Below are 10,630 nucleotides of genomic sequence, written 5' to 3'. Positions count from 1 at the left end.
GTAACACACTAAATATTAACAAGAAGAAATAACGTCATGGATATAAATATTGAGCAGAGAAAAAACAAAAATATAACTGCTAAGTTAATTATTTTTTTCGTATTATTAGTTATTACTGCTTGCCTTTATTATATTTACTCTTTATCTACAGCTCAACGCTCTTTACTCATATCTCGGGAGGATACTGTTTTTCATACTATTCAATCAGAAGTGTATCAGGATGTACTGACAACCCGAGCTATCGCGGTACCTAAAGAAAGCATAATTGTGTCAAGTGAACGAGGAGGAAAAGTCACTGAAGTCGCCAAACAGGCTTTCGATACTGTCGCGAAAGGCGATGTTATTATTCGTTTATCTAACTACGATTTTATGCTGGAAGCGACATCCAGAATAGTGAATATTACCGAGCAAATAAACAATCTACGCAATATGAAAATACAATTGGAACAGGATAATAGAGAGACAAAACTTAATTTACAAGAGGCTCAGCATCAAATAACGACTATATCGAAAGATTTAGCAAGGCATCAAGTCCTCGACATGAAATCAATGATTGCAAAATCCGAACTGGAAAACCAAGTCGGTATGTTAAAAAACTGGCAAATAAAAAGTGAAATTTTAAAAGAACACGATAATAAAAACAAAGAGTCATTCCCTCCACAGTTCAAAAGTATAGATGATTCTATATTATTACTGGAGAGAATGATGGATATCATAGAAAACGGAATGGAACAATTAGTTATAACAGCTCCAATTGATGGGACTTTATCTATTCTTGATGTAGAACTGGGTCAACAAATAAAACCTGGCGAAAAAATTGCTATCATAGATAACCTACAATCATATTATTTTAATGTTTACTTCAGTGAGTATTATCTTGATAAAATCAAACCAAGAAGTCGAATCGTTGCAACAATAAATGGTCAGGATACGCCACTGCTGATTGAGTCAGTATCAACTATTGTAGAAAATGGTAAATTCAAGGCAAAACTGATCCCGCTGCATGACACAACCTCTCTGCTTAAAAGAGGGCAATCTATTGAAATACAAATTCCATTACAAGAAAATAATAGTCCTGCGTTGATGGCACCTACTGATAGTATAATTTCCGATAATAATGGAAATAATTTCATCTACATATATCAGCCAAAAGATGATCTTGCTATTAAATCTAAAGTAGAAATAAAACGCCGAAGCCCGATGAAAACAGAAATAATAGCAGGAATAAAGGCTGGGGAAATCATTGTCACCCCCCCAGAAACTAACAATAGTGAATACGATATTATTGAGTTCAAATAACATGCTAAATATACAAAATGCTGAAAAATGTTATACTACCAAAACAATTAAAACCAAGGTTCTTAATCATCTAAACTTCAGCGTTGAGAAAGGTGATTTCGTTTCTATTATGGGGCCATCTGGTTCAGGTAAATCTACATTACTTAATATCATTGGTCTGTTTGACTGTCTTGACAATGGTTCATTCACACTAGCTGAAAATGATATTATTGGCATGAGCTACTCACAAAAAATAATATTAAGGAGATTATTAATAGGTTATATATTTCAATCATTCAATCTCATTTCACACTTATCTATTTTTGATAACGTTGCCTTACCACTTAAGTACCGGGGTATTGGCAAAAAGGAGCGTACAGAAAAAGTTAACCAAGTTTTAAACTTGTTCAACATTGATAATCGAAAAAATCATAAACCAATGCAACTCTCAGGAGGTCAACAACAACGAGTAGCCATCGCCAGGGCGATGGTATCTAACCCGGCATTACTCTTAGCTGATGAACCTACTGGCAATTTAGACAGTAAAAATGCCCGTTCTGTATTACAGCAATTAAAATATATAAACCAAAAAGGTACAACAATTATTATGGTTACACATTCAGATGAAGCCTCTGAATATGGTAACAGAATAATAAATATGAGAGATGGAAAACTTACATGAATAAATAGGAATATACTATGGATAATATGATTCCAGTAAAATACATTGATTGCATTAAGATAAACGAAATAGATCTCAAAGAACTGGAAAAACTTGAGACATGTGAATACAAAATACTATCATCCTATCTTATTGGTAAAATACCTGCAAAACAATTACTTGATAGTGATGAACTAGATATATTCAACGAAGAGATAAAAAAAAGTATTTCAGTGAAAACGGTTAAAGCAAAAAAATTGGTTGTTGTGTTGAAGGCAACCCGTTTATGTAATCTTCGTTGCACCTATTGCCACTCGTGGGCAGAAGGCCCCAATCAGACGGTGTCATTTCATACACTCGTCCGTACGGTGCGGCAGATCCTTGCCATCCCTAATGTAAATAGATTTGAGTTTGTCTGGCATGGCGGCGAAATCACACTGCTAAAGCCAGCATTTTTTAAAAAGCTTATTTGGTTGCAGCAACAATTTAAGAGGCCAGAGCAATATATAACCAACACCATGCAGTCAAATGTCGTCAATATATCAGATGAGTGGTTAACCTTTATTAAAGGTATTGGTATGAATGTCGGAATTAGTCTTGATGGTGTACCTGCTGTGAATGATAAGCGGCGGGTGGATTATCGGGGAAGAAAGACATCTGATCGCATAGCAAACGGAATTAAAAAACTTCGTCAGTATAATATTCCATATGGTGCTCTTATTGTTGTTGACCGAGAAGTTTATCAAACTGACATGAAAGAAATGTTGGACCATTTTATCTCAATAGAATTAACCCACATTGAGTTCCTTAATATAGTTCCTGATAATAGACTCGTGAAAGGGCAGTATGTTGGCGATGGATTTATCAGTTATGCTGAATTTATCCAGTTTCTATCAACGTTGTTTACTATTTGGGTAAACGGTTATCAGGGAAAGATACATATTGCTGTTTTTGATGATTTTATTCGTGTATTGAAAAATGCAAAAAATAAACCGGCCGCATGTTATTGGTCTGGCAATTGCTCGCAAGAAATTATCACCTTAGAGCCCAATGGCGACATCTCTCCCTGTGACAAATATGTGGGCGATAAAGGTAGCATCTATGGATCTTTGTTAAATACTGACCTGGCGGATCTTTTAGCTCATTCATCGCATAATCAACAAGCCATCAATGAGGAAAAAACCGCGACTGAAAAAATGCAACACTGCGAGTGGTTTTCTATTTGTCATGGTGGCTGCCCCCATGACCGGGTTATTAACCGTCGACATACCGAAGGATATAATGATACATGTTGTGGAACAGGGAAATTACTGGCGACTATTCAGCAAAATTTAGCCAAAACTTACTGACGCCACATTATAATAGCTTGAATTGTAACATGATAACTTAGTATTCTGCCCTTCAATAAACAGACAGAATGCTGACAATATGGGGTTATTAGGATGGATTTTTAGGCTAGAACGCAGACCCTGGTTGTAACAGAAAAGCCTGCTCCTCAGCGCTGGATACTCGCCCAAGAATATGATTGCGATGTGGGTAGCGGCCGAAGCGATCAATAATTGCTTTATGGCGCAATTCATAATCGAGCTGAGTCTCATTACCTAGCTCGGTATATAGCTTCAATGCTTGCTGATGGATTAATGCGGATTCAGAATGCATAAAAGGTAAATAGAGGAACCCCCGCTGCGTATCTGATAACTGCTCGGTTTTGCCGCTGCTGACCGCCTCCTGTGCCAACACCAAAGCCATACCATCACAGGAAAATGAAGTCGGTAAATCGCGGAAGAGATTTCGGCTAAATTGATCCAATATCAGAATTTCTGCCAGCCGCCCCTCAATATTCAGCCGCCAGTGCGCCAGTTCCCCCTTAGAGGCAGCCTGCCAAATGGCACCGAAATGCTGACGTAAATGGGCGTCAAAATCCTCATCTTTTTTGAACCACAATGCGGGGTCCATCTCACTAAACCAGAATTTCAGAATTTTTTGATATTCCATATTACCTCCAGTTTCACCCGACAAAGAAAATGCCAATAAAAAAGAATGACACAACTCAAGACAATATCAGACTGTAACCTCTTTGCCCCCCATCAATTCACCCGCATAGCAATCTCTGCCATAATGGCGCTCTCAATTGATTATTGCCGCGCACCCGTTATAGCTTCTGGCGACGGTGCCATCAGACCACGGAGTCCCGCATGGATCACTGTAATACCTCGGATTTACTCTCTCTGGAACAAGCTCTGACCAAAATGCTGTCACAGGTCACGTCATTACAGGCCACCGAAACCATTGCACTCACTGATGCTGCGGGGCGTATCACAGCCAGCGCAATAACATCCCCGATTGCCGTCCCCCCTTTCGCTAATTCAGCCATGGACGGTTATGCTGTGCGCTGTAATGAGCTTAGCAGCACAATGCCGTTACCGGTGGCAGGTAAAGCTTTCGCTGGCGCGCCGTTTAAAGATGAATGGCCGGCAAATAGCTGTATTCGAATTATGACGGGCGCGCCTATCCCCGAAGGTGCCGATGCAGTTATCATGCAAGAACAAGCTGTGGTGAGTGAACAAGGTGTCACCTTCAGTGGCAACGCCCAGGTTGGGCAGAACATTCGGCTGGCAGGCGAAGATATCCAGCAAGGGGCGGCCGTTTTCCCCGCTGGTGTCAAACTCGGTGCGGCGCAACTTCCCCTCTTGGCATCATTAGGAATTGCTGAACTGACTGTTTTCCGCACATTGAAAGTGGCAATTTTCTCTACCGGCGATGAGTTGCAGCCCGTTGGACACCCCTTGGGAGAAGGGCAAATTTACGATACCAACCGCTTTGCAGTTCGTTTGATGTTGCAACAGTTAGGTTGCCAAATTATTGATCTGGGTGTTATCCGTGATGACCAACAGGCATTACGCAAAGCATTTGAGCAAGCTGATGCCGCAGCTGATTTGGTCATTAGTAGTGGTGGCGTTTCAGTGGGTGAAGCCGATTACACCAAACAGATGCTGGAAGAACTGGGTGATATTGGTTTCTGGAAATTAGCGATAAAACCGGGCAAACCTTTTGCTTTTGGTAAACTGGATCATGCCTGGTTCTGCGGCCTACCGGGTAACCCAGTCTCTGCGGCGTTGACATTTTATCAGTTGGTACAACCACTGATTGCGAAACTTTCCGGTCACTCTCAATGGCAGCCACCATTGCGCCTGAAAGCAAAAACAATAACAAGGTTGAAAAAAACACCGGGCCGTTTGGATTTCCAGCGGGGCATTTTCTCAACTAATTCTCGTGGCGAACTGGAAGTACGCACCACAGGCCATCAAGGTTCACATGTCTTCAGCTCATTCAGCCAAGGTAACTGTTTTATCGTGCTTGAGCGGGAACGTGGTTCGGTAGAAGTCGGTGAAGTTGTTGAAATAGAGTTGTTTAATGAACTATTACGCTAGTTGATTATTGGCCCAATAAATTACTGAGAGCCTGATATGTTGCCTGAACTTTCCGATGCGCAAGCCCTGCGTTATAACCGGCAGATTGTCTTACGTGGTTTTGATTTTGACGGTCAGGAAAAACTGAATGCTGCTAAGGTATTAATTGTTGGATTAGGTGGCCTCGGGTGTGCCGCAGCACAATATCTGGCAGTGGCAGGTGTGGGCCATCTCACACTGCTGGATTTTGACAAGGTGTCTCTTTCCAATCTGCAAAGGCAGGTTCTGCACCGCGATAACCGTATCGGTATGTCTAAGGTGGCTTCTGCGGCACTGACGTTATCAGAGATGAATCCCAGCCTGGTAATCAAAACCATTGATGCTCAGTTAGATGATGAGCAACTTGCCATTGCCATAGCTGAACATCAATTGGTGTTGGATTGTACTGATAATGTCGCCAGTCGTGAACAACTTAACCGCCTATGCCATGTGCAGCGTAAACCACTGGTTTCAGGTGCGGCAATCCGCATGGAGGGGCAAGTCAGTGTCTTTACCTATCAAGAAGATCAGCCCTGTTATCGCTGTCTGAGCCGGTTATTTGGCGATAACGCCCTAACCTGCGTTGAAGCCGGAGTCATGGCCCCATTAGTGGGTATTATTGGCAATCTGCAAGCGATGGAAGCGATAAAACTACTGACTCATTATGGGCAGGTGATATCAGGCCGCATATTAATGTATGACGCCATGACAGCTGAGTTTCGGAGTTTAAAACTGGCAAAAGACGCCAACTGCGAGGTTTGCGGTACGGATTAGTAGAATAGCGGGCACAAAAAAAAGCTGATGCAACGCATCAGCTTTCTTATCAACACGCAGTCAAATAATCAGGACTGAATACCCTGACTACGCAGATAGTCTTCGTAGTTACCGGTAAAGTCGATCAGTTTTTTCGGTGTCATTTCAATAACTCGGGTTGCCAGTGAACTGACGAACTCACGGTCATGGGAAACGAAGATTAACGTGCCTTCGTACATTTCCAATGCCATGTTAAGAGCTTCAATCGATTCCATATCCAAATGGTTGGTTGGCTCATCCATTACCAGAATGTTAGGGCGCTGCATCATCAGCTTACCAAACAGCATGCGCCCTTTCTCACCACCAGATAGAACTTTAACTTTCTTCTTGATATCGTCCTGGCTAAACAGCAAACGACCCAACACACTGCGCACAGCCTGCTCGTCGTCCTTTTCCTGTTTCCACTGGCTCATCCAGTCAAATACCGTCAGATCAATTTCAAAATCGCTGGCGTGATCCTGCGCATAATAGCCAATTCTACTGTTTTCAGACCATTTCACGGTACCGGCGTCCGCTTCATAATCCCCTACCAGGGTTTTCAGTAAAGTCGATTTACCAATACCGTTCGGCCCAAGAATAGCAACTTTCTCACCCACTTCCAGGCGCAGATTGAGGTTTTTAAACAGTGGACCGTTATCAAAACCTTTAGTCAACATTTCAACTTCCAGCGCATTTCGGAACAACTTTTTATCCTGTTCAAAGCGGATAAATGGGTTCTGGCGGCTTGAAGCTTTCACTTCATCAAGCTGAATTTTATCAATTTGACGAGCACGTGAAGTGGCCTGTTTGGATTTAGAGGCGTTGGCACTAAAGCGGCTGACGAAAGATTGCAGCTCAGAGATCTGGGCCTTTTTCTTCGCGTTATCAGAGAGCAGACGCTCGCGAGCTTGAGTCGCCGCAGTCATGTATTCGTCATAGTTACCCGGATAAACACGCAGTTCACCGTAATCCAAATCCGCCATGTGGGTACAGACCATATTCAGGAAGTGACGGTCATGGGAAATAATGATCATGGTACTGCTACGTTCGTTCAGAACTTGTTCCAACCAGCGGATAGTATCGATATCCAGGTTGTTGGTCGGTTCGTCGAGTAACAAAATTTCTGGATCTGAGAACAAAGCCTGTGCCAGCAATACACGCAATTTAAAGCCAGGCGCGATTTCGCTCATCAAACCATAATGCTGTTCAACTGGAATACCGACACCCAGCAGCAATTCACCGGCACGGGCTTCTGCGCTATAACCATCCATTTCACCGTAGGCAACTTCCAGATCAGCGACTTTATAGCCATCTGCTTCGCTCATTTCAGCCATGGCGTAAATGCGGTCGCGCTCTTCTTTCACTTCCCACAACTCGCCGTGCCCCATAATAACGGTGTCCAGCACGGTGTTGTTTTCAAAGGCGAATTGATCCTGACGCAACTTACCCAGACGCTCATTAGGGTCAAGGAATACGTTACCGGCGCTCGGTACCAGATCACCACCAAGGATTTTCATGAATGTGGATTTACCACAACCATTAGCGCCGATCAGACCATAGCGATTACCGCCACCGAATTTTACTGAAATGTTCTCAAACAGCGGCTTGCTGCCGAATTGCATGGTGATATTGTTAGTACTTAGCACAGAGCTCGCTCTCGATTGGATTACTGAATAGGGGTATTCAAGAATACTAGAAAATGTGATTCGGCGCGCATTATGCCACAAGATGGCAAGAGTATCGCCTCCAGTTTGCATGAAATCTCAGCAGGGGTGGAAAGTGAGCAAGATTTGGGGCCGAACAGCCCCATTAAATAAATGAGGTATTAGTCTCAAGCGTCATTGGTACATTGAAGCGCGCTGTATTTATCCAACAGGAAAGGCCGTAGATACCCTACTGTATTGGACATCGGTAACACCTCTTCGCTGAGATGAATATTCAGTATGTTACTGAGGTAATCACGCCGCTTTTGTATTCTTTGCCAAACATCGGGGTAATGCGCGGCCAGTTCATCACGCAAATGTTGATCAGCCAATGCAATACAATCCTCAGCACTCGCACCCGCGTAACCTTGTACCGAAGGAATGATATCGATTTGGAATAACATTCCACTGCGAATTCTTTCTTCCGAGCCATTATAAATAGGCGAACACAACCATTCTTCATCCGCGACCAAATGCCCAGGGTTTAATGACCAATAGTATTGTGACTTCGGTAAAACAGCTTCAATTGCTGCATACATCTCTTTGCCTGACATGCCAATACGGATATTTTCCAGCCAGGTTACGACTGCGGCGTAATAAGGAATAGCAACTCTCTCGAGATAATCCCTTTGTGCCAAAGGCAACTCATCGCTGTGATGTACGGCATAACCCGCTCTACTGCTTAGGCCACCTTTATACCCGGTGGTTAATGATATTTTATCACCAGGTTGCACAACTTTATCACCAGGATACAAATTAGCCTTTTCAAAACGATCGCCGGTTGCTGCAATCATCACAACAGTATTCGGCTGCCCCTCATCTGCCAGATAAGAACCAAGTTGCTTCTCAGTTACGCCTATATCGACCGCAGTTAATGCATTAAGAATACAATTAGAGGCCAGATTAGCCCCATATTCGTAATGAGCTAATTCATTGGCATTATTAGTGACTCTGGCTGCTGTATCACTACCAATAAATAGGCTTGTCGCGTTAACGACTAAAGTTGACGATGAAACTGTTTGCTTTATTGCAGATAAAATAAAGTGTGGAATATCAAATAATTGATTATTATTATCCAACTTGCTGGTAAATAACTTCCATCCAACAATGCCGATTTTTTTAGCCTGCTGCACGCCAGTGTCCGCCAATAATTCAGCTAACGTTTTGCTGTTCTCCATGGGTTGATTCGGTAGCGAAAAATAGGGAACATGAATAGCTGTATTGCTCACCCGCGCATATTGAGACAGTTTTAAGTTCTCGTTGCCTAGCAATAAAAAGACTTCCCCTGATGCATGTAATACCAAAGCGGCCTCTTCAAATCGGGGGATAAATCCGGTCAGATACTCAAAGTTACCACCATGTTCCTTATCAGCATAAACCAGCAAATAATCGATATTAGCCTGGGCCATATTGGCGATAACTTTAGCTTTTCGAACAATGATTGTTTCATCGCTAATCGCTACCTTAGTGACAGCATTGAATCTCGGTGGTGCATCAATAGGGCTAAGTTTAATATGGCGTTGAGCGCTCATTTTTATTACCTCGATTAGTTAATATAAACCACCTGCCCCATGGCTGCTTACGCTACAACCATTTAGGATTGCGGGTAAACGAGATGGTTAGCCAGCGATGTGGCCCAGATTCACCAATCGCGTGAGAAATTTCATCGCGTATTTTGTCAAAATAAGATACGCCGCTGTTTTCCATTTCGGGTGGAATAACCACATGAATCTCAACAAATAAGCCACGGCCAATGCGGGTCGCGTAATGCGAATAATCGATAAATTGATATTTCGCCATCAGTTTATCCATCAAACTTTCCATCGAGGCATCCAGTGTATCCGGTGTCATTTGTAATACTTCGCGGACAGCCGCGATGACGGTCTTTATCGGAACAGAGATTAATATCAGCGTTAACAGCGCCAGTACGGCAGGGTCAGTATAAACAATCAAATGTTCATAACGTGTGCCTTCCATACTCCAGGAAAGTAAAAAAGCCACTAATAAAGCAGAGCTAATACACGCAGACATCAACCAACTTTTGGTATCCAATGCGATTAACTCGGACTTAACACGTTTATTCAAACGGCGTTGCTTTAAAAAGATAGTAAAACAGAAAACACTGACGACTAACGCATACACAATCGCCCAACCCAGCTCTAATTCACGTCCACCATCAATAATACCTTTAATCGCGTTAACAAAAGCATACAGACAGAGAAAGGCCAGTAAACTGCCATTGAAAGCCAATACCAGAGGTTCTACATGCCAGAAACCATATTGAAAGCGCCGGCTATTGGGTTGGCCAAGCAATCGGGATACCAATAAAGATAAACTGCACATACCTGCATCTAAAGCAGAGAACATACCATCAAAAATAATCGACATCGACCCACATACGATACCGAAAATAATCCCCATTATGGCAATGAATAAAGTGCAAAAAATCGAACGCCGCAAAATCTGTTGTTCAAGTTTAGTATCATGCAGCATAGGTGCTGCTTGTTCACTCAGTGTCGTCATGATTACAACCTATTTTATCCCAACCTATTGTTTTATAAAATCTATTATTATTCATCTAGCTTTATGTGCAAATCACGACTGAGACAATGAAGGCAAATCAAAGCTAATAATAGTGTGTCATATTATTCCATTTTTACCAGTAAATTACGTTGTAATATCCAAATAAAAAACTTTGTTAATATCTTGTTTTTACTTATATAAAATAAGATGTTTTTGATCAGAAG

Annotated in this window: 9 protein-coding genes; 5 read left to right on the top strand and 4 right to left on the bottom strand. The window is 42.2% G+C overall.

Annotated features, from left to right (window positions below):
* Positions 1-36: 36 nt before the first annotated feature.
* Genes darC through darE form a run of 3 tightly spaced genes read left to right on the top strand, consistent with a single transcriptional unit; the run spans position 37 to position 3,288 of the window.
* Positions 37-1,299 carry a darobactin export ABC transporter periplasmic adaptor subunit gene (darC, locus tag HU019_RS19720; protein ID WP_174848403.1) on the top strand — a complete coding sequence of 421 codons (1,263 nt, stop codon included), beginning with the start codon at positions 37-39 and terminating at the stop codon, positions 1,297-1,299.
* A 1-nt stretch (position 1,300) separates the two neighbouring features.
* A complete protein-coding gene (darD, locus tag HU019_RS19715; RefSeq protein WP_174848402.1) occupies positions 1,301-1,960 on the top strand; it encodes a darobactin export ABC transporter ATP-binding protein in 660 nt (219 codons plus the stop codon).
* A gap of 17 nt (positions 1,961-1,977) precedes the next feature.
* Positions 1,978-3,288, top strand: coding sequence for a darobactin maturation radical SAM/SPASM protein DarE (darE, locus tag HU019_RS19710; protein WP_174848401.1), 1,311 nt, complete (start codon positions 1,978-1,980; stop codon positions 3,286-3,288).
* A gap of 106 nt (positions 3,289-3,394) precedes the next feature.
* On the opposite strand, the gene HU019_RS19705 is transcribed toward darE, so the two are convergent.
* Positions 3,395-3,934 (bottom strand): DUF924 family protein, encoded by a 540-nt coding sequence (locus HU019_RS19705; RefSeq protein ID WP_174848400.1) that lies wholly within the window; start codon positions 3,932-3,934, stop codon positions 3,395-3,397.
* Between the two features lie 200 nt (positions 3,935-4,134).
* Here HU019_RS19705 and moeA point away from each other — a divergent pair, with 200 nt between their 5' ends.
* A complete protein-coding gene (moeA, locus tag HU019_RS19700; protein WP_174848399.1) occupies positions 4,135-5,370 on the top strand; it encodes a molybdopterin molybdotransferase MoeA in 1,236 nt (411 codons plus the stop codon).
* A gap of 36 nt (positions 5,371-5,406) precedes the next feature.
* Positions 5,407-6,162, top strand: coding sequence for a molybdopterin-synthase adenylyltransferase MoeB (gene moeB, locus HU019_RS19695; RefSeq protein ID WP_174848398.1), 756 nt, complete (start codon positions 5,407-5,409; stop codon positions 6,160-6,162).
* A 68-nt stretch (positions 6,163-6,230) separates the two neighbouring features.
* Here the strand turns inward: moeB and HU019_RS19690 are convergent, their stop codons facing one another.
* The 3 genes from HU019_RS19690 to HU019_RS19680 form a co-directional block, all read right to left on the bottom strand.
* The gene (locus tag HU019_RS19690) at positions 6,231-7,826 is read right to left on the bottom strand and encodes an ABC-F family ATPase (RefSeq protein ID WP_174848397.1); all 1,596 of its coding nucleotides are present in this window, start codon (positions 7,824-7,826) and stop codon (positions 6,231-6,233) included.
* 185 nt (positions 7,827-8,011) lie between these two features.
* Positions 8,012-9,415 carry an aminopeptidase P family protein gene (locus HU019_RS19685; RefSeq protein ID WP_174848396.1) on the bottom strand — a complete coding sequence of 468 codons (1,404 nt, stop codon included), beginning with the start codon at positions 9,413-9,415 and terminating at the stop codon, positions 8,012-8,014.
* A 52-nt stretch (positions 9,416-9,467) separates the two neighbouring features.
* Complete coding sequence (locus HU019_RS19680) at positions 9,468-10,406, bottom strand: cation diffusion facilitator family transporter (protein ID WP_174848395.1); 939 nt, start codon at positions 10,404-10,406, stop codon at positions 9,468-9,470.
* Positions 10,407-10,630: the final 224 nt, after the last annotated feature.

It is taken from the genome of Yersinia artesiana (genome assembly GCF_902726545.1).
Taxonomy (GTDB): Bacteria; Pseudomonadota; Gammaproteobacteria; order Enterobacterales; family Enterobacteriaceae; genus Yersinia; species Yersinia artesiana.
Note: the sequence above shows the minus strand (reverse complement) of the source record. Positions and strands in the feature narration are given on the sequence as shown.

Excerpts from the sequence above, each read along its gene's own strand:
- darC (WP_174848403.1), top strand. The coding sequence starts at position 37 with ATGGATATAAATATTGAGCAGAGAAAAAACAAAAATATAACTGCTAAG.
- darD (WP_174848402.1), top strand. The coding sequence starts at position 1,301 with ATGCTAAATATACAAAATGCTGAAAAATGTTATACTACCAAAACAATT.
- darE (WP_174848401.1), top strand. The coding sequence starts at position 1,978 with ATGGATAATATGATTCCAGTAAAATACATTGATTGCATTAAGATAAAC.
- HU019_RS19705 (WP_174848400.1), bottom strand. The coding sequence starts at position 3,934 with ATGGAATATCAAAAAATTCTGAAATTCTGGTTTAGTGAGATGGACCCC.
- moeA (WP_174848399.1), top strand. The coding sequence starts at position 4,135 with ATGGATCACTGTAATACCTCGGATTTACTCTCTCTGGAACAAGCTCTG.
- moeB (WP_174848398.1), top strand. The coding sequence starts at position 5,407 with ATGTTGCCTGAACTTTCCGATGCGCAAGCCCTGCGTTATAACCGGCAG.
- HU019_RS19685 (WP_174848396.1), bottom strand. The coding sequence starts at position 9,415 with ATGAGCGCTCAACGCCATATTAAACTTAGCCCTATTGATGCACCACCG.
- HU019_RS19680 (WP_174848395.1), bottom strand. The coding sequence starts at position 10,406 with ATGACGACACTGAGTGAACAAGCAGCACCTATGCTGCATGATACTAAA.